Origin of the sequence: Alteromonas gracilis, from assembly GCF_043642145.1 — a bacterium.
Taxonomy (GTDB): domain Bacteria; phylum Pseudomonadota; class Gammaproteobacteria; order Enterobacterales; family Alteromonadaceae; genus Alteromonas; species Alteromonas gracilis_B.
In genome coordinates, this window is record NZ_JBHZRZ010000005.1 from 154,121 (window position 1) to 175,055 (window position 20,935).

30 protein-coding genes are annotated in these 20,935 nt (G+C 40.7%); 23 read left to right on the top strand and 7 right to left on the bottom strand.

Annotation, left to right across the window (positions count from 1 at the left end):
* Positions 1 to 7: 7 nt before the first annotated feature.
* The 19 genes from ACHUFN_RS12400 to ACHUFN_RS12490 all read left to right on the top strand — a co-directional run bounded on the left by ACHUFN_RS12400 (position 8) and on the right by ACHUFN_RS12490 (position 12,241).
* Positions 8 to 478, top strand: a complete 471-nt coding sequence (locus ACHUFN_RS12400) for a hypothetical protein (protein WP_394222710.1) — start codon at positions 8 to 10, stop codon at positions 476 to 478.
* Positions 479 to 504: 26 nt separating this feature from the next.
* Positions 505 to 789, top strand: a complete 285-nt coding sequence (locus tag ACHUFN_RS12405) for a hypothetical protein (protein ID WP_394222711.1) — start codon at positions 505 to 507, stop codon at positions 787 to 789.
* Between the two features lie 12 nt (positions 790 to 801).
* Entirely contained in the window at positions 802 to 951 is a 150-nt protein-coding gene (locus tag ACHUFN_RS12410) for a ribosome modulation factor (RefSeq protein ID WP_394222712.1), read from the top strand.
* Positions 952 to 1,131: 180 nt separating this feature from the next.
* Positions 1,132 to 1,305 (top strand): hypothetical protein, encoded by a 174-nt coding sequence (locus ACHUFN_RS12415; RefSeq protein WP_394222713.1) that lies wholly within the window; start codon positions 1,132 to 1,134, stop codon positions 1,303 to 1,305.
* Between the two features lie 23 nt (positions 1,306 to 1,328).
* Entirely contained in the window at positions 1,329 to 1,643 is a 315-nt protein-coding gene (locus tag ACHUFN_RS12420; protein ID WP_394222714.1) for a hypothetical protein, read from the top strand.
* Positions 1,644 to 1,666: 23 nt separating this feature from the next.
* A complete protein-coding gene (locus ACHUFN_RS12425; RefSeq protein ID WP_394222715.1) occupies positions 1,667 to 1,843 on the top strand; it encodes a hypothetical protein in 177 nt (58 codons plus the stop codon).
* Positions 1,844 to 1,863: 20 nt separating this feature from the next.
* Positions 1,864 to 2,352 carry a hypothetical protein gene (locus ACHUFN_RS12430; RefSeq protein WP_394222716.1) on the top strand — a complete coding sequence of 163 codons (489 nt, stop codon included), beginning with the start codon at positions 1,864 to 1,866 and terminating at the stop codon, positions 2,350 to 2,352.
* A 20-nt stretch (positions 2,353 to 2,372) separates the two neighbouring features.
* Positions 2,373 to 2,669, top strand: a complete 297-nt coding sequence (locus ACHUFN_RS12435; RefSeq protein WP_394222717.1) for a hypothetical protein — start codon at positions 2,373 to 2,375, stop codon at positions 2,667 to 2,669.
* A 19-nt stretch (positions 2,670 to 2,688) separates the two neighbouring features.
* Entirely contained in the window at positions 2,689 to 2,892 is a 204-nt protein-coding gene (locus ACHUFN_RS12440) for a hypothetical protein (protein WP_394222718.1), read from the top strand.
* A gap of 26 nt (positions 2,893 to 2,918) precedes the next feature.
* The gene (locus ACHUFN_RS12445; protein ID WP_394222719.1) at positions 2,919 to 3,185 is read left to right on the top strand and encodes a hypothetical protein; all 267 of its coding nucleotides are present in this window, start codon (positions 2,919 to 2,921) and stop codon (positions 3,183 to 3,185) included.
* A 546-nt stretch (positions 3,186 to 3,731) separates the two neighbouring features.
* The gene (locus ACHUFN_RS12450; RefSeq protein ID WP_394222721.1) at positions 3,732 to 4,850 is read left to right on the top strand and encodes a hypothetical protein; all 1,119 of its coding nucleotides are present in this window, start codon (positions 3,732 to 3,734) and stop codon (positions 4,848 to 4,850) included.
* Between the two features lie 360 nt (positions 4,851 to 5,210).
* Positions 5,211 to 5,834, top strand: coding sequence for a hypothetical protein (locus ACHUFN_RS12455; RefSeq protein WP_394222722.1), 624 nt, complete (start codon positions 5,211 to 5,213; stop codon positions 5,832 to 5,834).
* Positions 5,835 to 6,062: 228 nt separating this feature from the next.
* The gene (locus ACHUFN_RS12460; protein WP_394222723.1) at positions 6,063 to 6,764 is read left to right on the top strand and encodes a hypothetical protein; all 702 of its coding nucleotides are present in this window, start codon (positions 6,063 to 6,065) and stop codon (positions 6,762 to 6,764) included.
* 3 nt (positions 6,765 to 6,767) lie between these two features.
* Positions 6,768 to 7,235 (top strand): metal-dependent hydrolase, encoded by a 468-nt coding sequence (locus ACHUFN_RS12465; RefSeq protein ID WP_394222724.1) that lies wholly within the window; start codon positions 6,768 to 6,770, stop codon positions 7,233 to 7,235.
* A gap of 46 nt (positions 7,236 to 7,281) precedes the next feature.
* Entirely contained in the window at positions 7,282 to 7,803 is a 522-nt protein-coding gene (locus ACHUFN_RS12470) for a hypothetical protein (protein ID WP_394222725.1), read from the top strand.
* Between the two features lie 85 nt (positions 7,804 to 7,888).
* The gene (locus ACHUFN_RS12475; protein WP_394222726.1) at positions 7,889 to 9,670 is read left to right on the top strand and encodes an Lcl domain-containing protein; all 1,782 of its coding nucleotides are present in this window, start codon (positions 7,889 to 7,891) and stop codon (positions 9,668 to 9,670) included.
* Positions 9,670 to 10,194: an Lcl C-terminal domain-containing protein gene (locus ACHUFN_RS12480; protein WP_394222727.1), complete on the top strand. Its 525-nt coding sequence runs from the start codon at positions 9,670 to 9,672 to the stop codon at positions 10,192 to 10,194. The genes ACHUFN_RS12475 and ACHUFN_RS12480 overlap by 1 nt, the downstream gene beginning before the upstream one ends.
* Before the next feature lie 37 nt (positions 10,195 to 10,231).
* On the top strand, positions 10,232 to 10,771 hold the full coding sequence (locus ACHUFN_RS12485) for a porin family protein (RefSeq protein WP_394222728.1): 540 nt from the start codon (positions 10,232 to 10,234) through the stop codon (positions 10,769 to 10,771).
* 9 nt (positions 10,772 to 10,780) lie between these two features.
* On the top strand, positions 10,781 to 12,241 hold the full coding sequence (locus ACHUFN_RS12490) for an EAL domain-containing protein (protein ID WP_394222729.1): 1,461 nt from the start codon (positions 10,781 to 10,783) through the stop codon (positions 12,239 to 12,241).
* A gap of 140 nt (positions 12,242 to 12,381) precedes the next feature.
* Here ACHUFN_RS12490 and ACHUFN_RS12495 read toward each other — a convergent pair whose 3' ends face one another.
* Positions 12,382 to 14,235 (bottom strand): HDOD domain-containing protein, encoded by a 1,854-nt coding sequence (locus tag ACHUFN_RS12495; RefSeq protein ID WP_394222730.1) that lies wholly within the window; start codon positions 14,233 to 14,235, stop codon positions 12,382 to 12,384.
* Between the two features lie 23 nt (positions 14,236 to 14,258).
* Positions 14,259 to 15,143 carry a DNA replication terminus site-binding protein gene (locus tag ACHUFN_RS12500; RefSeq protein WP_394222731.1) on the bottom strand — a complete coding sequence of 295 codons (885 nt, stop codon included), beginning with the start codon at positions 15,141 to 15,143 and terminating at the stop codon, positions 14,259 to 14,261.
* A 167-nt stretch (positions 15,144 to 15,310) separates the two neighbouring features.
* Between ACHUFN_RS12500 and ACHUFN_RS12505 the strand changes: the two genes are divergently transcribed.
* Together ACHUFN_RS12505 and ACHUFN_RS12510 are read left to right on the top strand one after the other, a co-directional pair.
* Entirely contained in the window at positions 15,311 to 15,637 is a 327-nt protein-coding gene (locus ACHUFN_RS12505; protein ID WP_394222733.1) for a hypothetical protein, read from the top strand.
* Positions 15,627 to 15,935, top strand: coding sequence for a hypothetical protein (locus tag ACHUFN_RS12510; RefSeq protein WP_394222734.1), 309 nt, complete (start codon positions 15,627 to 15,629; stop codon positions 15,933 to 15,935). The genes ACHUFN_RS12505 and ACHUFN_RS12510 overlap by 11 nt, the downstream gene beginning before the upstream one ends.
* A 32-nt stretch (positions 15,936 to 15,967) precedes the next feature.
* Here the strand turns inward: ACHUFN_RS12510 and ACHUFN_RS12515 are convergent, their stop codons facing one another.
* From ACHUFN_RS12515 to ACHUFN_RS12535, 5 genes are all read right to left on the bottom strand, one after another.
* On the bottom strand, positions 15,968 to 17,158 hold the full coding sequence (locus ACHUFN_RS12515) for a hypothetical protein (protein ID WP_394222735.1): 1,191 nt from the start codon (positions 17,156 to 17,158) through the stop codon (positions 15,968 to 15,970).
* A complete protein-coding gene (locus ACHUFN_RS12520) occupies positions 17,158 to 17,343 on the bottom strand; it encodes a hypothetical protein (RefSeq protein WP_394222736.1) in 186 nt (61 codons plus the stop codon). Before ACHUFN_RS12520 ends, ACHUFN_RS12515 begins: the two co-directional genes overlap by 1 nt.
* A 139-nt stretch (positions 17,344 to 17,482) precedes the next feature.
* Complete coding sequence (locus tag ACHUFN_RS12525; RefSeq protein WP_394222737.1) at positions 17,483 to 17,992, bottom strand: hypothetical protein; 510 nt, start codon at positions 17,990 to 17,992, stop codon at positions 17,483 to 17,485.
* Between the two features lie 14 nt (positions 17,993 to 18,006).
* Positions 18,007 to 18,921: a DUF6694 family lipoprotein gene (locus tag ACHUFN_RS12530; protein ID WP_394222738.1), complete on the bottom strand. Its 915-nt coding sequence runs from the start codon at positions 18,919 to 18,921 to the stop codon at positions 18,007 to 18,009.
* 80 nt (positions 18,922 to 19,001) lie between these two features.
* On the bottom strand, positions 19,002 to 19,283 hold the full coding sequence (locus ACHUFN_RS12535) for a hypothetical protein (RefSeq protein WP_394222739.1): 282 nt from the start codon (positions 19,281 to 19,283) through the stop codon (positions 19,002 to 19,004).
* Positions 19,284 to 19,906: 623 nt separating this feature from the next.
* On the opposite strand from ACHUFN_RS12535, the gene ACHUFN_RS12540 reads away from it, so the two are divergent.
* On the top strand, positions 19,907 to 20,236 hold the full coding sequence (locus ACHUFN_RS12540) for a hypothetical protein (RefSeq protein WP_394222741.1): 330 nt from the start codon (positions 19,907 to 19,909) through the stop codon (positions 20,234 to 20,236).
* A 187-nt stretch (positions 20,237 to 20,423) separates the two neighbouring features.
* The gene (locus ACHUFN_RS12545) at positions 20,424 to 20,714 is read left to right on the top strand and encodes a hypothetical protein (protein WP_394222742.1); all 291 of its coding nucleotides are present in this window, start codon (positions 20,424 to 20,426) and stop codon (positions 20,712 to 20,714) included.
* Positions 20,715 to 20,935 lie beyond the last annotated feature (221 nt).

The following is a 20,935-nucleotide window of genomic DNA, read 5'->3' on the forward strand; positions in this document are numbered from 1 at the left end:
GAAAAGCATGATTTCATGGGTTAAGGCGTTATTTACATCCAGCAAGGATAATTCTGAAGGCTTTGTTTATCTTGGCGCTGATGAAACTCCACGAATAGCTGATGAGAACGGAAAAAAGTATACGTTTTTTCACTTGGTTTCAGAAGGAAAGCATAAAGGGAAATATAAAGCTGGTCTAACAGTTGGTAGAGGTGGTGAGATTTCAGATCAGATGAGAGAACGCGAAGTCATTGATATTCATAATTCAGGTTATGAAATTGTATCTTTAGGCGACTATGAAACGGATGAAGTGATGGCAGTTAGTGAAAACACTGAGTCGCTAGTAGTTAAATGCGTTAATTGCCAGCACCCTAACTTAGTTAAAGCCGGTGAATTTGAACCGAATGTAAATGGTCATTTTCTCGATGACGCTCATTATGGTTTGCATTGCTCAAAGTGTGGTGAGCAAATCATCATTCAAACAAAAATCACGGCATAGGAAAAAAGGAAAAAGGTAAACAACATATGAAAGCAACGCATACTGCAACACAAAAAGCATCAGATTTTGAAAACTTTAAAGATGTAATGATCTCATTTGTATCCAAAGCTCTTTCACTGACTAAAGCTGAAGAACAGTCGTTATTAGAAAATAGTAGTGAACTTTCTCAACAATCGACATTGCCTGATTTGATAGACCATTTATCAGAAAAAGGTGTTGAAGATAGCCTTATTGAAAGACTTAAAGAGTTTGGCAAAGATGATGCGGTTTTAGCGAATGCTAACCCACTAATCACATTGAAAACATCGTAGTTGGAAAAATTTATGAACGATGAGCAAGAGCAACTTTATCGAGAAGGTTACGCTGCGTTTCTCGAGGGAGTTGAAGAGCATAGCAATCCGTACAGTAATTTAGATGCTGAATACTGGTCTGATGGCTGGGAAGACGCAAAAGATGATCAAGTTGGGCAATAGGAAACAATGACGTTGAGTGAAATTGATTACAAAACATTGCCTTATACATCTACCGATGGTGAATTAGATATATCAGAGGACTATATAGAGGTGGGTGAAACACTGTGAGTGTTTTTGCTTGCTACAAAGTTTCCAAGATGGAAGCCTCTAACTTTCTATTTTGCGGTCTGGTCCCATCAAATGGGTGATGGCAAATTTCTTCAGATAGATATCCGTGAATTGCTCAATGATGAAGGTGTTTCCATGCCACCAAAAGCTGTTGAAAAGCTAAAATATGTGGGCGAACTACTCTCATCGAAATTTGAGTCAGAAAGCGAATTATTAACTAAGGCCATAGAAGTAGCTAAGGTCTAAATTGATAGATAGGAAACATCTTAGTGGCTAAAGAAATTCTTTGGATTTATATGGATAGAAGTATTTGTGCTTTAATTCCGAAAAAGCGCGGAGTCGGCTATTTAAGACAGCCCTACGGTCATCACATTAATAGTGAAATGGAAAAGTTTAGAGACGATTTAAACGGTGTGGATATCTATGGTTTAGATGGCCATCTTCAAATAATGGTCGATAAAGCAGAATATGAAGATAAAGACCTAGTTTTTGGTAAAGCAGTTATTGAAAGGTTAGCTAGTTATCATTCTTTACCTTTTCGTCATGTAAGCCTAAATGAATTTTGGCTTAATCACCCAGTTTAAATTTGCTATTGGAAACACGCTTTATGGACCTCGAACAGGCAAAGCAAGAACTGATTGATAATGCAGTTGGTCACAATGAATACCACACAATCTCAGACTGGGAACAGTTAAAAGAAGCTGCTGAAAACGAACAAACGTTTGCCAGTGATAGAGTTCGTATTTTAGGTGGTTTAGTTTCACTGGCCAATAGCAAAAGATAATATGGGAAATAGGAAATACGATGTCTTTAGAGGAACGCAGACAAATGAATGCTAGTCTTCTCTCCGCTACTAAGGCCAGAGAAGAGAAGTTATCAACTCATCCCACTATTAATAGGTTTCTTAAAGAAGGCTATTACCTGAAGTTTTGGGATGACCGTTATAGTGCAGGTATCAGGGTAGCGCTCGGTAGAGAATATAGTAAGGAGTTCTCTGATGTTTGCGAGTTGACAGATAGTGGCGACATCGAAGCAGCAGGAATAAGTGAGTACCTATTAAATGCTGGCTCTTGGCTTCCTTTTGATTGCGGTCTGACTGTCCAAGATGCCCTTGATTCACTTGAAGCCAAATTAGCAATGCTACCAGAAGAGTATATCTCCCGCTCATCAGATTGGGCAGATAAGTATGATTCGGCACTCAACAAAATACTAGAAAATGCAGATGGTGATTACGGTATTGCGAACGCAATTGATTCCGGCAAGTTACCTTCTAATCCGTTTGTTCAGCAATAAAAAACGTAATGGGAAATACAATGGAAATCAATAAATCTTTATCATCTAGCCAAGCTAGATTCGCCACATGGATTGAGGAAGAGATGCCTTATCTATGGCCGTTGTTTGACTTCAGCAAGAGAGAACTTATTTCAGGCAGTGTTGATAAATACTGTGAAGTTGCATCGAGAGGTGAGCAAATAATGGCAAGGTTTGCTGCTGGGGTATGGTGTGGTAACAATCAATATGATTTTGACTTCACCGAAGCAGCCGCTCACTTGGATGAAAAGCAAATGAGCGTTGTCACTGACTGGCTGAAATGCCCATTTTGGCCTTAATTAACGATATTGGAAACACATGAACGATTTTATAAATTACTTATGGGCTTTGCTTATAGGCTTATTCATTCCAGCATTTGCAGCTGTCGCATTAGCCTCCTTCGTAGCGGATAATTTAGGTTTAGATACAGGAAAATATTTAATTTCAATCTTACGAGGCATTTTTGCAATTATATTGATAGCGATAAGCGGTGCTTTTGTAATCAAAAAATCTACAATCTAATGTTGGAAACAAAGGAGCACCTAACTATGAAACATCCGATTCGTGAAATAAAAACGTGGCTCGCATGTATTTTCTCAATTTCAATTGCTTTTTGTATTGCATGGCCTTCTGCTTTCAAGCTCGGCTGGACTTATAGTGATTGGATTTCAGGAAAGCAAGCTTCACCAAACGATAGTTTCCTAATGCTATTTTTAGTCCTCTCAATCGTGTTTTCTACGATAGGTGCAGTTTACTGCGCTATTTTAAGACAAGGCGATTCTCGCAAAAAAGCGTATTTGACCACATTGGAATAACGATGCCTCAGACACAGCAATCTTTTGAGAAAAAATATAACTGTAAAATGACCATCACTAAAGTTGAAACTGGCAAGTATCCGGCATGCCCTTTTTGCGGAAAGTCTGACCTGAGCGTCGAAAATCTGAAATCTGCTTGGGGTACTGGCGATAGCGAAGATCATGTTGTTTGTAATAATTGCGCAGCCAGTGCTCCAGTGGAGTGTTGACAACAGAGAAGGCAGTCGAAAAATGGAACAATCAAGCGTTAAAAACTGAATAGGAAATATTGCCTGTTTGTAAATGTTTTATTGATAGCTCTATTAGTTAAAATAAATAGGGAGGTTTCAATACTTGTTGTAGTAAAGAGAACAAAAAAACAGCGACTTATGAGCCTTGCTAAGATGTTCTATTTGTAGGTACTTTCGTTCAAATTAGTGCATGTAGTAGTAACCATGCATTCATGCCGCTTAAAACACACATTTGACATTTCCAAGATTCTACATTCAACTAATACTGCAAGTAGTACATATCACCTAAACTAAATTACTATAGAAAGGGATGTTTATGGCTATTCAAACAGATAATGACACTACAACTAACGAAAGCTTACTTATAACAAGCGTGCTAGCTGGGCTGGGGGGGATTTTACTCTCACTATGCACTTTAGCTGCTGCCAGTGCTACATCGCCAAATTTGAGTATTGTGAAGTTAGGCCACGTCACAGCGATCATTATGTACTTCTTCATTTCTGCTGTTTTATGCATAGGTATGAACGAAAAGCGCCGTAAAGAAGCGTTTATTCTTGGCATAGCAGCTCCAGCGATTATAACCAGCATGGCTGCGGGAGTTGGTGGTAACATAGATGATAATATACCTGAAAGTGCTTTTAATTTTTCTATCATTTCAGTAGCAAATGCCGCACAAGAGTCTAGCGATAAGAATCTCGAAGACAGTCAGTTTTGGACTGATTTCAAACGAGGTATTGGTTTTCAGGTCGATAAGCAAGAATGGCAGTCGAGGGCATATTCACTACAGAGTAAGGTTGAGAAGTTAGAAAGCGAACAGCAGACTATTTCTAAAGAAATAGAAGGCATAATAATTGAGCGTAACGACGCTTTGGCGTATGCAGAGGTTGCGAATGCCGAAAACTTAAGATTAAAGCGTCAAATTAACGAAAATAAAATTGCTCCAAAGGACAGTTCCAACGAAGCTAACTTAAACAACTGCAACTTGGATGATCTGTTGGAGTTGTCAGACGAAGAGACCACTCGTTTTATTAAAAATCATCCATCATGTCAGTCAAATGATTTAGCTACTTCTAATGAAAATGATTCTGAAATAAATTCTCTAATTTTAGGCATAAAAATAAAAGGCTTTTTATATAACACCAATCCTTTAATGTTTAGAGCCAGTTACAATGAAAATCGATTTCTATCCATTGAAAACCGTATTTATACTGAAGATCTTACTTGCAGCGCGTTTCGTGCTGACAAACTCCTATTGCTCGCTCGATTGAATAAAAGAGATTTTGGACTGTTTTCGGTTGTAACACCTTACATGCTTAGGTTGATGTATGTTGATCTGATGTGGTTTACAAAACACAAATATGCTCAGTGTCTATCGGATGAAGAAGTTCAAGAAATAGATATGTTAATCCGACGCTCAATTGAGATAGATCTATAAATTCAATTTTTTGCGAATACATATTTAATCTTCTGTCGTTGGGTACGACATACTGAATCAATTTGATGATTGTTTTATTGATGCGCCACGAGATCTGAATGGCGTATAGGAGACATCATGCCCCTTTGAAGAAAAATTCTGATTTGCTATTGTTAATTAATGTTGGCTACGCATTAATTAGACAGTTCCGTATATCTGAGCAATACTTTTTTGCAAAGTGCGAAGTAATTTTCTATGAACAAGGGCAAAGTCGTGTGCTCCATCCAAGAAAAAACAGACATACTGTATAACAACTACGCGTTTATCTATCTAGTGCGTTGGTAGTGCTAACAGGAATAAATCATGATTGAATAATTTTCGATGTACGACCATGTACAAGACATAGTAAATAATATTATAAGTGAACAGTTGGAAGAGGGTCATTTATTAGCTGAGCGCTTTTTTAGAATTTGCCAAGAATTTAGAGGTTTCGACGCGCCCAACTTTGACATTGACGAAAACACGGCATTGCTTAATGACCTTTTAGAGTTTGAGAAGAATATCTGTAGCTTAGAATTCCTTTATATGTTCTACGGTTATATAGCAAGAATGTATCTGCAAACAGGGAATGCGGAGAACTCCATCATCTATGGGCAAGACGCAGTGGAATTGAATGAAAGAGTAAAAGATACTGAAGGTGTTAGGGCTGCAAATAATGTGTTAGGAGATTGCGCCTTTGCTAACGATTCAGCTTTAGTGGGAGTTGAGTTTTTCGAAAAAGCTCAACCTCGTTCTTTACCTCAAATCGAACATTATAAGAAATTACCGAATCACAACGCGCATCATATAAATAAGCTGCTTAAGAGAAAAAAGCGACCTAGTACTTTCAAGTATTTTGAATCGCCAGAAACTCAAAAGCTTGAAGAAAGTATTCGTTTGATGATGGTTGCTCAAGGATGTACCAGAGCCACTTCAAAAAGGTATTGCGATAACTTACCTTCTTAAATTCTTTAAATGTGGTTAAGAACGTAATTACACCTTCTTAATAAACCACTCCCACAAAAAATACCGCTTACTATTTAAAACCGATGATGTACGAAAAAACACAACGCGCACGTCATTTGATGCTTATTTGAGAATTTTCACAAAAAATAGGCCTGAAGGGGTTGCGCTAAAAAATACAGTGTTAATTTCAAAGTATATCGTTTTGATTGGTTACACGGAGACCGTTATATGAAGATTAAACTAACATTGCTAGCTGCGTCCTTCACAGCGCTTTTGGGAGGCTGCGCATCAAACCCAGTTGATGAGCATGCAAAGCATCAAGCAGAGTTGCTTGAAAAGCGTATGGATGCCATGGAAGAGGTACTTGAAGAAGCCCCGGACTGGTTCTTAAATCCTCCTAAGGCGACCGATGTAGGTGTTTATGGAACCGGCATGAGTTCAGGTAGAAACCTGCAATTCACGCTCAATAAAGCAAAGCTACAGGCTGAGTTTAACTTAGCCAAAATGTATGGACAGGCTATTAGCGGTCAAGAACGTTCATATATTTCAGATAATGGTGCCAGCTCAGGTCTTCGAGAAGATAACAGTCAAGTTATCGACAAGTTGATTGCCGAGCAGGATATTTCTGGGTATGAGCAAATCGATAGTAAGACCATTTTAGAAAATGGCGCCTATAACACCTATGTTTTGTTGTTTTATCCATACGACAACACAAACCGCATGAAGGAAGGTAAACGTCAGGCGTTAGCGAAAGAAGAAGCGTCAGCGGCATACAGAACTTTAAACAAGCGTGTTGAAACGCGTCAGAAGGCGCAGGAAGCCCGTGAACGTGCTCAACAAGAGCATGAAGTGCGCTTGCTAGAAGCTGAGGCAAAAATTCGTCAGGCTGAGGCAGGTGCATCTCTTAATGGTACTGCGGGTGGTCAATAAGCAATGATGTTGGTAAATCACCTAGTTGTTAGTTTGACTGGGTGGCACGCACTATCACAATCAGGCGTGTTGCCTGAGCTCGCTAACGTAGAACCATGGACTTATAGCTTGGTGGCGTTAGGGACAGCACTGCCTGATATTGATCACCCCGATTCGACAATCGGTAGTCGAGTGAAGTGGTTTTCGTGGCCCATAAGAATTTTGTTTGGCCATAGGAATATTACGCATTCTATTGTTGCCATGACGGCTTTAGCGTATATGGTCAACTTAGAGCCGCTTCTTATATCAGTGGCCTTTGGCTATCTCTTACATTTAGTGGGTGACTGGTTTACTCCAGCAGGCCTTAAATTATTCTGGCCAGCGCAAAGAGTGTATAGGTCACCCCTTACAATTCCAACAAATAGCATAGCTGAATACCTCTTCGTATGGGGTTCAAGTGCCTTAGCACTAACAGCATTACATACGGCATGAAGGCCGAATAGATTTTAATAAAGTACGAAATGGAGTCTTACAGCTGATGCTTGAAAAACAACAAGAAGCCCTTTTAACAATGAATAATACTGGCGTGAACAGTTTGTTTGATGAAGTGACAGCGCTTGACGAAGTTGCAATGGATGACATGTTTATCATTGTTGCTAGCGCATTAAATAAACTGGATTCGATTGAAATTATGGAGCGCAAGAAAGACGGCGTGACCGGATTGCGTGCAAGTTCCGGTGAGCAAACATTGTTTGACGTTTATCCAGAGCCTTATGAACATAACAGCAAGGACAAATGGGGAGAGGGTAATAAAGTCTCGCACTTTCGATTAATGAAGGTGCACCATGGGGTAGAAATTAAACGCGAAATGCTCGATGTCTATAGCCAAGTTAATCCTCAAAAGTATATGCCAACTGGCAGTGGGGTCATGATTTACGAAGATGTTATGTTGAACTATGGGCGAAGCATTGAAGAGCTGGTGGATGTGATCAGTCGTTTCTATCGCAATTCTTTAGCGCTAGTGACAGCTAAGTATATGCAAACCACGAGCATGAATTAAGCGCCCAAAATAGGGGTGTTAAATAAAGTGGGGGGCCACTACTGAGTGACATAATCATATCAACGCAATTACAGAGACGTTGTTGATGATGAAAAAATCCATACTCGCTGTTGCAATAGCAACTTTTCTTACCGGATGCGGTGGTGTCGATGAATCGGAGCCTACAAGGACTGAGACGCCACCGATTAATTCCAACCCAACAGGTGACACCACCCCAGCTCGACTTGATGTTAATGGTCCGTCTAATGTTAACGAACGCGATAACGCGACCGCTAAAGCCGTGGTTGAATTTACACTCAACCGTGATGCCACATCAGACCTAGAAATTTTCTATTCAGTACAAAGTGCTGAGTCAGGCAGCGTGACGGCCACACCCGGTAAAGATTTTACCGAGGTGGAAAACGCCAGCGTAGAAATAACCGTAGGTCAACGTCGTGCAAGCATTGAAGTTGACATCTTGGGTGACCTAATCGATGAAGACAATGAGACCATTGTTGTCTCAATCAACGATGTACAAGGCGCTGAAGTTGATTACATCAAAACGTCTACATTCTTCGAAATAATTGATAACGACCCTGAGCCAGAGGTTGTCTTTGACATACCTCAGCAAATCGTAAGTGAAAAAACAGGCGGCATTGAAATCAGTCTAAGCCTTACCTCAATCACTGAAAAAGTGGTGACGGTGCCTATTGAATTCACGGGTACTGCCAATGAAGAACAAGACTTCGAAAAGCAATTCAGTGAGACAATCGAGTTCGCGCCATTACAAGACAAACAGACATTGGCGTTAACGGTCATTGATGACGCTATTCCTGAAGGTGGTGAAAGCCTGACATTAACGCTGGGCGACATCACTAACTCAGCAGCGGGTGAACAAGATAACCATACCGTAATTATCTCTGGTCAGGTTGGGCTTAATGATACCGGCGTAATGCTTTATTCAGATGGCGTAAACCTCGACTATCAAGAAACACCAGATGGTTTTCCCGGCCAAGATGCAGCGTCAGGGCGCGATGTGACGGTAAATAATCCTGTAGACGGTTTTGCTGGCTTTGCATTCGAATACCTAGATGCCGATGGAAACGTCATTGGTGAGGGGCGTCGTGATGAGGCATCAGCTGAAGGCGCTGTCTGCGTCCGTGATAGAACAACGAACCTGACATGGGAAATCAAGCAAGAGCAGCATGTGGACCTAATTACGGGCAACGATAATATTAATAATACGTTCCGTTCAGATCCCGTAGGGTATAACACTAGTTTCGGTAATGAGCATAGCTTTTGGCGAAGTGCTAATTACCAGTACTTCTGGTACAGCCGAGACGAAGACAACAATGCAGGGGTAGAAGGTGCTCAAGGAGAAGGTTTGCTAAGTGATTTGCCAATCTCTTTAAATTGTTCTTACCAAGCATCTGCTCTTGAAGATGCAAATGGAATCCCTGACTCAGTACGACTCCCTCAGGCGTTAGGGCTTAATCGCGGTGCAGTACGATGTAATACGAGTGACTACCTTCGCGAAATGCAGCGTGCATCATTGTGTGGATTTACTGACTGGCGCTTGCCAACACTCAACGAAATGAAGAGTGTCGTCGTTTATGAAACCCAGACTGCCATCAATGGCGAAGAGGTTTCTGTTATTCCTTCGATGTTCCCTCGTGATGCTGCCATTGAAAAAGGCAATCAGGTGTTCAGCAATCAAAGCAATGCCGAAGTTCAATCACCTATAACCCGTCCATTCTACTTCACTAGCACGCCAAGCACTGAAAATGATGGTTCGGTCTGGTGTGTAAATACCGAGACCGGCGATACGGCCCTGTGTCTTAAAAATCGTACTGGTTACATTCGCGGCGTTCGAGGAGGCTCTGAGTAATGTTTAAGAAAACGGTAACAGCATTAATACTGATGACAGCATTTTCAGCATCAGCACAAGACTGCACCTACGATACAGTGCGTGCAACCATGAACTCTGATCTTTTTATTCAAAATGATGATGGAACAGTATCAGATGTACGGAACGGTTTGCTATGGCAAAAGTGTTCGTTAGGCCAGACAGCTACTGAAGCTGGTTGCTCTGGTGTTCCTACAACGTTCGCTACATGGCAAGAAGCATTGCAGGCTGCTGAGCAGTTCAATACAGAGAATAACTTGGAAGGAGCCGAGCGCTGGCGTCTTCCAAACATCAAAGAGCTATCAGCTATTGTCGAGTATGCCTGTGTAGCGCCGAGTATCGACCTGACTGTATTCCCAGATACCCCCAATGGTCGATTTTGGACGTCTACCCCGAAAGCAGGTGGACTGGGTGCTCGTGTTATCGATTTCACTGATGCTCAAGAGGTGGATAGAGAAACCTTGCCAGAGCGATATATCCGTTTAACCCGTCTATTGAGTGAGTAGAGTGATGAAGAATTTCAAAATTAAAAGAGCTGCGTTGATGTTAACGGCATTAATGTTTGCAGGTGGCGTTGCAGCTAAAACTACTCCAGTTGATACGCGTTTTGATCTGGGTTACGGGTATACGAAAACTACGTTCTACGATGGAGAAGGCTTTTATGCTGACTATCGTTATCAATTGCTACGAGATGTGGTCCTGACGGGCCACTACACCAAAGTAGATGACGACGACCTAAAAGCCGATGGTACGCGTATTGGGGCGAGTATCGAAAAGGTGTGGTCATATAACCCATACACCGATATTGGTATCGAGCTCTCTTATACACATGATGATCTATCAGGCAACGGATATGATGAAAATCGTGGGATTGTTGGTTTGGGTGTTGGTTACCATAGTTTTGTCGGTGATTGGCGTTTCGATGGTAGCGTTTCAATCAATGATGCAGAAGTTGAAAATACTTTTATCGAAGGTGAATTTAGAGCGACTTACTTCCTTGGTAAAAGTTTTGGCCTCACATTACAGGTCGTTGGTGGTAAAATTCAAAACGCAGCGCGACTCGGTATGACGTATCAATTTTAAGAGTACAAAATGGACGCAATAGTATATGCAGCTTCATCCTTTGCATTGGGTTTGGGAACAAACCTATTGATAAGGCGTTTGTTCAAAAAACAGCAGGAAGATAGCTTGGTGGAAGGTTATATAACTATTTCAACCAAGGCTAATGCCCTTATAGCTCAAAAGCGTGCAAACCAAGGTGATATCGATCCAGATACCGGGCGTATTTCTAGGAAGAATGCAATTAAGCGTATAGACAGTGCTATTAAAGCCGCTGATGCTGAAGACGAGATTTCCGTTGTGGCCATTTTTAATCCAGTAGACTTCCATAAAGTAAATGAAGCCTATGGTTATGAAAATGGCGATAAAATTATTCTTGAGATGTATAAGCGCCTCAGGAACTATCTGCTTAAACATAATGACACCAAAGAAACGACAAATATTGGCGTTACAGAATCGGCGAATTTCTTAGTTTGGATGCCTGTTGGCATGGAAGTTAATGAAGTCAACAAGCACCTGACTATGATGGGTGAGCTTATTAAAGAGCCTATCGAGTTGGACGGGAAAGTAGTTAATATTGTCTCTAACATTGGGTATGTTGTTGTTCCAATTGAAATGGACGTCGGCGAGGAAGCTTATTTAACGCTTGAAAAGATCTCTAAGCGCGGAGTTTCGGTAAGAAGTGCAATCTCCACGGTAGACGATATTCAAGAGGCCTCTCAACACAAATCGGCCATCATTGAAGATATGATTGTTAGGGCGCTAGATGAAGATTCGATAGAGACGCACTTGCAACCTATCGTTAATACGACAACAAGGAAAATGGAGGCAGCGGAAGTACTTTCTAGAATGCGAATTGACGGTGAGGTTATCTCCCCAACATCGTTTATCCCGGTGGCCGAACGCTCAGGTCTTATAGATAAAATTGCATTGCGTGTGATTGAGAAATCTGTTTTGGTTCTTGCTGAAATGAGTAAGGCCGGAAAGTTAAATGACCATTTTTATTTATCAATAAACCTGACAACACCCCAAGTGGCTAATTCTCAGTTCATTGATAATGCAATAGAGCTCATTAAGAAGCACAATGTAAAGAACCAGCATGTTCAGTGGGAAATAACTGAAAGTGTATTTAGTGACAATGATGAGATGTTCAGGATAATTAATGAGCTTGATAAAATAGGATTTCGTGTTGCTATGGATGACTTTGGTACTGGTTACTCATCGCTGAAGCAGCTTTCGAGATTAAAAGTCAGTGCTATCAAGATTGATCGTTCCTTTGTGACGGATATTCATCGTAACGAAAAGAACATGAAGTTAGTTCGTGCAATTGACAGCATTGGTAAAAGCTTGGGCATGCACGTTGTAACTGAAGGTGTGGAAAATGAACATGAGTTAAAAGCCCTACAATCTCTCGGCATAGAGTCTTTTCAGGGGTTTTATTTCTTTAAGCCAATGCTGTCAGATAAGTTCCTAAGCATGGTTAAACAAAGCTAACAGGTAAAATCAATCCACTGCCGTAAACACATGAAAAACGGCAGTGGTAGAAAGCTAGGAAGTCCTATTAATTCATACCAATAAGTTAAAATCATGGTATGGAAGCTTTTTCTCTATCAACCACTTTTAAGTACAAAGTATTAGCTAAACAAATAGGTCGCTCTGGAGCGTATCTTAGAGGCGATATCATCTATTTTAGAGATATCAATCAAACCTTCTACACCTTTGTCTCTCATGAAGTTAGTGGCCTCTTTGACATCATTCTCTAATCCGTTTAAATCTTTCGTGCGAATATGCAGCGCAAATTGTTCTGCAAAGGCTAGTATCAAAGATTCATCCATCTCTAATTTGCTACTGTCTTTATCGAGGTTACTGATCATGTTTCTGATGTTGATATCGGTGCCCCATCGTAAGAGGATAAGCGTGCTAAGCGAATAGGGTGATACGCCAAAGCTTTCGCGTATTTGTTCGTTCATTTCAGTAAATGTACTTTGATCTATACATTCACTCTCGAAACGGGAGGTTATCTCATTTTCATTAGAATCAAGAAGGTAAACTAACCCTACATCCTTAAATAGCGAAGTGAAATATATACCATTCCAGTCGATAGCATTCGTGGAAAATGATTTCTTCAGTAGTAAAATCACTTCAGAGGTTATCAGTATCTGAGACCATACTGATGCGGGGGAAAACACTGAAAAACCGTATGCAGATCGACCGAGGTTAGTCATTATGCTCATGGAAAGAGATAGAACACTATCAATTCCCAAGCACTTTGTAATAGCTTCATGAAGGTTCTTCACTTGAAAATTAGAGTAAAAAGCCGATGATGCATACGACATTATTTTAGCCACGAGAACAGGTTCTGGTTCGATAATCTTGCATATTTCTTCAATAGAGCGCTTTTCAGATTGAGAGTAAGAAATTAATTGTGAAGTAGTATTAGAGAATAACGGCACGCGTTCATTATTTAAGATGTTATTTTTCAATGATTGAAAGCGAATTTTAAAAACAAGTTCCCTGTACTTAGCTGGTGTGATTCCCGTAATCTTTTTAAATGCACGTTCAAAAGATTTGCGTTCAGAATAACCCAGCTTGATACCAATAAAATCAATACTATCACCGGCAATAATTCCATTCGTCGAAACCTCCTGAATTTTTCTTTTCAATAGGACATTAAATGAGGTGTTATTTCTTTTAAGTGTCCGTTCGTAGTGACGAACGCTAATACCTAGTTCTTCAGCAAAACTCTCTTTTTTCCATTTATCGGGGCCTAACAAACCAAATAGCTTATTCGTAGCTAAAATCGGGTCATCACATTCAGGTACCAGAACAGCAATCCTGTTTCGCTTTAATTTCTCTTTAAAGTGATTAAATGCTGTAGCGTCAGGTGAAGGAGGCCTGAGACTAAAACAAGAAGTCGAGTAATAAAAAATAATGCCATTAACGTTGTTGATGATTTTTGGTGAAATTTTGAAAAAAGTAGACATTTCATTGGCGAATGAAAAGTTGGTGGCTTCTATCGGCATAAACTGATGGCTAAATACATCGTAGAGTAAGCGTTGAATTCGACAGCATGCCATTTTCTGAAGTGATATGTTCTCAGATAGCGGCCATGGAAAGTCAATTTTTAAACTTAGTTTTTCACCGCTTTCAATGTAAATACGCTCACCAAAAAGACTGTAAGATTGATAGTAGGTGTTAAGAATATTAAGCGCCTCATACACGGTAGCCGCTGTTGACATCGCAAGAAACATCTCACTGGCACGAGAAGTAGAGTAATTCCAACCAAGAACAAATGGGAGGAGGGGTCTTTCAGATTCAGAAGTAACTAGATCAACTAATCTGTTAATCTCTTCGGCTTTAGCAAATAACTCTGTACTGCCACTGCTACCGTTCTTCAGGTTCAACTTATCGTAGACTTTGCTCAAAAGCTCACTGTAAGGCTCCAGTGCATGAAATAAAGTATCCTTGGTTATTGAAACTAATTGCACGTTAGTCAATCCTCCTTAATTGTTTATCCCTCATCAACCTTACGGATGTGAATATTTGCAAAAGCGAGGTCAGGACATTCTGGGTTAAAAGCCCGATCGCTTCGTCGTTTTGAGTTGTCATGCTTGCGCGGAAGATTTACCTTGATATTATCATCAGCAAAATAAAAAACTGGCATACTTGCGCTGGGTTGCTCTACTCTGCCCTGTGCTGATTTGATATTGAGCATAGGACGATAATAAGAGCCTTTTGTATATCGATAGAGGTACTTACCCTCAACTAATAGCTCAACTCTATCTCTTGCCTCTTTAATAGTACGTTTCCATTCAGCAATTGGTGCATTTTGCGAAGGCCTGTCCTGTAAAAATCCCAACCTATTAAGTACTTCTTTTTTGGTAAGCGTCACAATGTTTGGTTTCTTGTGATACGAGAGGCCCATATAGATTAATTCATCACAAACGCATGTAACCTTTCGAGTAATTTGCAAAGTAATAAATGATGTGGAGCCTAATGCATCATGCACTACTTTTGCTCGTTTGCGTGCATCTAACCCTTTGGTCATATCGATGTACAGTGACTCGAAGCGTTCTTTCTCTGTATTAATGTAGTTGATGATCTCGGACACAGTTTGTTGGTGTTGTTTAGGCATTTGAATCACACCGGGTAACCGCAACGGGCGAGAAGGGTCTTGGTCCATTTTTGCACTGAACTGGGTATAAATATTTATAGCTTGGTCTAACTCATCATCAGTAAGCACTCTGTATTCTTTACCATCTAAAGGTAACTTTATTGCTGTTATTCTTAAGTCAGAGGTTGGAAGCCTGCGAATATAATTCGTTAGTGACTCAGTGTTCTCTTTGATGCGCTTATAGGTAGCAAGCAATTCCAAGTTGTTAGCGGTTTTTTTCATACCAACCCCAATAAAGCGTGATACAACACGTTTTTATTGTAGCACAGTATTTCAGCGGCATAGTGCTTTATTAAGAAGTAAAATACAATACGTTAATTCTCTGAGCAGAGACAGGGGCTAGCATACACTGTCTCTAATGAATTGCACCAACCACTAGGAGAGGGATTGTGCTGTTAGGTTTATACCTTTTTGTGATGACATGTTTGCTAATAACTAAACTTACGAATTCTTACATAGGGTTAATTATTCTTGGGATTGTTGCATTAGTCTCTTATATAACTACGGTGTCAATTGACATTACGCTGTCAAAAAAGAAAAGAGCATTGTTTGCCGGTATTGGTTTTGTTCTCATCTCTACTGTGTCCATTGTAGGTATGGTCAACATGGAACAAAAGCCGGTAACCATTACTGATTATTTAAGCCCATTGCTATTAGTATTTTGTCACCCAATTGTGGTATACCTTAAAAAAGGGGGTAACCGTCATGCAGGTTAACTCGTTCTACAATGAAGTCCTCACACTAAAAGAAAAGGTGAAAGATACGGTCGAGCTGGATACGATTTATGCAGCCCGTCTGAAATTGATTCGCATAAGTTTAGGTAATGAAAATATTGCACTACTCAAACGCAACGAGGCGTTAAAAAACGTGGTTGTAAAGTTATCAAGCGAGCCTTTAGATATGCCCTTATTAGATCCTGATAGCATTGAAGTTAGTGATTTTGTGGATACATTTAAACAAGAGACCCTTCAACACTTTAATAATATTCTTCTCGTTGCTCATTCTGCCAAGTGACAAAAACATGCCAGTAAAACTACTGGCATTCTTTATCCTTCCAACAACTCTTTTATTCTTTCAGGCTTAATCAGAATATCCTTTGTGAAATGTGCGCTGGCGTCATAGGCCGCTTTAAGGGTGTCTAAATTACTTTGACCAAGAACTAAGCGCTTCAGTTCGCCCGTCTGTTTATGCTTTCGAGTGACAAACAAATCTGCGAAAACGTGCTTGTCTTCGTGGAGGATGCTGTGCAAAGGCGTCGAAATGTAAAACCTGAAGGTTTTGTTATTGTTCATGCCATATAAAAGTGGAGAGAGTGCATTTACCAAGCTATGTTGCTCGCTGCGTTGAAATGGAATGACATGCCGAGTGTCACATACAGGGTAAACTAGTGTGGTATTTATGGTGCCAGTAGAGTCTATTAAAGACATGATTAACCAAGCATCTGAAGATGGGAGATGAGGCCATTCAATATTTTCAGTTGGCAATTTCTTATTGTTGATCATCAGTCCAAGCTCGTTGACACAGACAGAGGATGCCAAACGAATCCACAATGCTGCGCCGTGGCGTTTAGCATGCTTTCTAGCGATTATAAGCCCGTTTTCCCCAAAAAAAAGGCTTTGAATGACAGGGAAACCATTAGGTAGGGTGATGGAAGAATTGGGTTCGGCACACTTCAGCTTTTCAACAAAATCCTTCACTGTAACAAATCGGCCGAAGTGAATGTGAGCGAAGCTGTTGTACGTCAACGTAATGAGTAGCGATTCCATCATAGACGGTGCTACGACTTTAACCCGCTGATGGCGATAGTTATGTATTGAAGGGCTAGAAGTGGTGTCTCTCATTGACACAGATTTATCGTTGTCTTCCTGAGACGTAACTTTACTTTCAGTATCGTTCATGGACATGGCTTCACTCTGGTCTTTTGAAGACACAGCTTTATCACCCTCTAAAAAGGAAATGTTTCTTAAAGGAACAAACACATCAGGAAGCAGCGTCCTTCGTTGACGAAATAGAGGGCAGTCAGAGTGATGCAGGGGAGAATCGGGAAAAGAGGAGAGAAAGTAAGTATTGGTATCGCGGCGATGTTTAACGACCATTTTGATAGGAGTGCAACTACAGTGACAAAGTATATCCCAATGCCCGTGCAGACCGCGCAAAAAATCTTTGTCGCTGAGGCTATCTAACGATACCTCTGACAACATGCGGTCTGCATTATCCCTATCAATAATCGAGAACATTATTCCTCAGTGGCGGCTTCAGCACCTTTTTTTTCATTCATAAACAACATTACAAAGAAAACAGCAACGCCGGCCACCAACGCATTCATATCAGTCAATGCTTCAGTGGCCATAGCTGCGGCCATAGCGCCAAATGAAACACAGCCGATAAGCGCAGCTTTTTTTACAGGGATAGATTTAGTCATATATATACTCCAGATAGAATGATAGCGCACAACACTGTGCAAATTTCACATTCATAATAATGTTCATTTGCAGGTGGCGACCTCATTAAGCGATATAATATCGTGTCTTAATAGCATGCTGGGGCATTGAATGTTCTAGCTAAATTTTGTTTTCGCGCATATTAGCCTCTTTATACTCTATGTGTTCACTGGCTAGTTGAACTTTAATATTCTTTATCTCTTGCTTATCGACTTTTTTACATGTCATCGCTTTGTAATCAAACGATGCATTCAAGGTTTTCCTATCAATAAGAATATGGAGCGTCTTATCTTCCTTTATGTGGTCTAGATGGAGCATCACGCTGTTGTCCGTTAGCATTGCTATATCAGTAGCGTAAAGATTGGCTTCTCCTACCGTGTCTGACCATTCATAGTCCCCCATGTAGACAAACTGCCCAACATTGGCCATTTTCGATTCAGAGTCATAGTAAAGGACATATGAATTAGCTTGTAGTGGGCTACCTGCATAGTTTGGTTTCTGACAAAAAAAGCGCGTAGCATTTTTGAAATCATTCTCCGAGAATTCGTGAACGGGATCAGAGCAAGCTGTTAATCCACCAGCTATGGACATTATAAGGGCTACGCTAGATAAGTGAGTTAGTATGGCCATATCACGACATTCCTTTATGAGGTGAATGCTATATCAACAATTTTGATAACCGTTTTACTCTCGTCCCACTCTGATAGCTTTGATTTAACTGTGAAGTATTTACCATTTTCCATTTCATAAACGTAACCAGCTTTTAATGGTTTACTGTTACGTATTGAGTAGCTACCAACTAAAACGGGGTTGAAGCTCTCCTCAAAAATGGTATCGCCGTTTTTATTTTGGAAATAGACTGTAACTTTGACTTTATCTAGCGAGCGTTCGCCGTTGTTTTTAAGCGATACGCGGATGGCAGGTACGTCTTTATTAGAGAAGGTATCGATTCGTTTGGCCACGAACTCAGTTATTTCGACGTTATCCATATACTCCATTTTTTCTGCGAAAGCTTTGATTGCGGTGCGCGTCTGAGTGATCCCCTCCATCGCCGCTTCTTTTGCTGAGTCGATTTCGCTCATGGCGTGATATTTCTCTAACGCCTCTTCAAATCGTTTACTTTCGAGCAAGGATTTAGCTTCTTTGCTCAGTTGGCGAACAGTTAATCTTTCCTCGCGAGATTTGGCTTGCTTAGCTTCCTTTTCAACACGTTCACGCTCCCTGATTTCTTTATCTTTTGCCAGAGCAGAGCGGTATTTTTCGAGCACTTCTTGCCCGGTCAAACCATCGATAGACTGAAGGTTAATGTACATGAGCGTTTTGTGTTTGGTGCCGTCGTTGTTATCGGCAAGCGAACCCATCATAGAAGAAAACCCGTCTCGGCCACCGACGGAAAAATACATCAAGGCTTTTGAGAACTCCTCACGGTCCTGAGCGTTCAAGTCAGCGGTGATTTCTTGCGCTGAACTTTTGATGGTTTCCTGTGATGTAGTATCAAGTGTAATAGGACCAGAGCAACCGGTAAGTAAAAGAGAGGCAATAAGGGCAAAGTGTTTCATGGCATCCATTCCTATGTAGTGTTAAAGACAAACTCCTGCATCGACAAGATAACAGGGTTGCACGCGTTTATACAGTCGAGTTAGTTGCTGAAGATACCGAAAAGGCCGCTGAATACGAGACAACACATCACGCTTACGGCATAGAAACGTATAACATCAACAACGACTTCTTCCTCATCAGCGTTTAAATCATCGGCGTTAACATCAAGCTTTCTAGCAAGGGCTACAATATCCGATTTTTTCAATGTGCCTTTACATTGTTCAGGTCCATGTTGAATACGGATTTCAAACGCGTCACCAATAATGCGCTCGACAGTAACATTGTCATCACTAAGCGAAGACTGAGTAGAAGTCATGCTCATGTAAATTCCTTGTATTTTGGCCTAATCAAACGAAGCTTTTCATTGATGGTCATCATAATACTGCAAACTCTCGTGGTGCAACCCATACTAAATAGGACAACCTAACAAAGCTAGGCTCCACCCACACCACACCCAAACTTCTATAAATATAGGACAACCTATCATGTATCCTTGACACAATATAAGGGTACTTCGTAGCCCCATCTCAGGAAAATCGAGCATCAGCTTTCCTGCCCGACCGCTTCACGCGTTTGTTTCTTATTTTTTCTTTTTCCATTTTTTTTCATCTTATTGCCACAGGCGCAGGCTCACCAGAACGACTGTTCGAAACATCCTAAAAGAACAGGTCAGGCAATTCAAAAGAAGAGCAGGGGGCAACAAAATTCGAAGAAAAATCCTGGGGGGAATAAGAGACAGGATTTATTTCATTCGGCGGTGAGCTGGTAACTCTATTAGTCACCGCTTGTTGTTAGGTTGTCCTAATTTGAGTTGATTTTACTGGCCATGCTTCATTCTAAAAATAGAGGGCGCAAAATACAGGGCTCTAATTTTCAGCCACTATCAGCAATCATTTACACTTTAACCCAATACTCAATGCCAACAGAGAATTGGAGTTCTTCAAGATGCATCAACATTCGGTTAATAGAACTATACTCGCAACGTTACTTCCCATCCTGTTAGTCACTAATGCGCAAGCATCCAATGATGATTGTACATCGTCACTGGACCTAGCGCTGACTAGATGGCGTGAGACATTAAACACTTATCAATATAAACCATTGAGACGACACTTAGAAAAGCAGGCAGAAATATGGGCGGCTCAAAGAAGTGAACGCTCAGACACCAAAATTTTAAAGAATGCTCTTCCATTAATGGGCTTATTGAATGCAAATGAATTGGGGTGTTTTTCAAAGCCGTTACTTTTGCCTATAAAGCGCCCTGAGGTGCAATAGGGATCATTCCCGCGATACGAAAGTGAAACGGCTTAAGGAACTTCCGTGCTAACTGGAAATCATTGCAATTATTATGTTAAATACAAGGTCTTCACCACCAGCATGTCGATAATAAGTAAGTAGCACTTATTTTCGTTAGCCAAATCCAGAGTCTTGCCATACCGAAACTTGAGGTATAGTGTCTTTTATGAAGAAAATGAAAGGCGAAGCGATGAGAATTACAACGCGCAAAGGGCTGCCCACCAAAGCATCACTTTACCGATTAGCCGAAAAGCATAAAGTATCCATAAATTCACTCGATAATAGAACAGATTTGGATTGTATTGCTTGGCAGCATCACAAAGAAGAGGCCATCAAAGCTTTCATGAAGGACTTAGAGGAAGCGGGTTTTAGCGTAACTGATTATGCGCCATATATACCCAAAGAGCACTGTGGAAGTTTCCGTATCGGTCCTCGTTACAAGTTCCCTAGAGCTTAACTGAATGGTCCGTATGGTTACACGCCTTAAAATCATACTGCACATATGGAGCTTAGCAATATGGCTAACAAAATCGAATTCAAACTCATCAATGTGGTACCGCTTCGCGCCATGCGCGACAAGGGGCATGCTAAATTTGCCGTCTATGAGGATGGGGAGCAAATAAACTAGCTATGGATGAGTAATGATGACATTAAAGCCAATATCCAAAAGTATCCAGA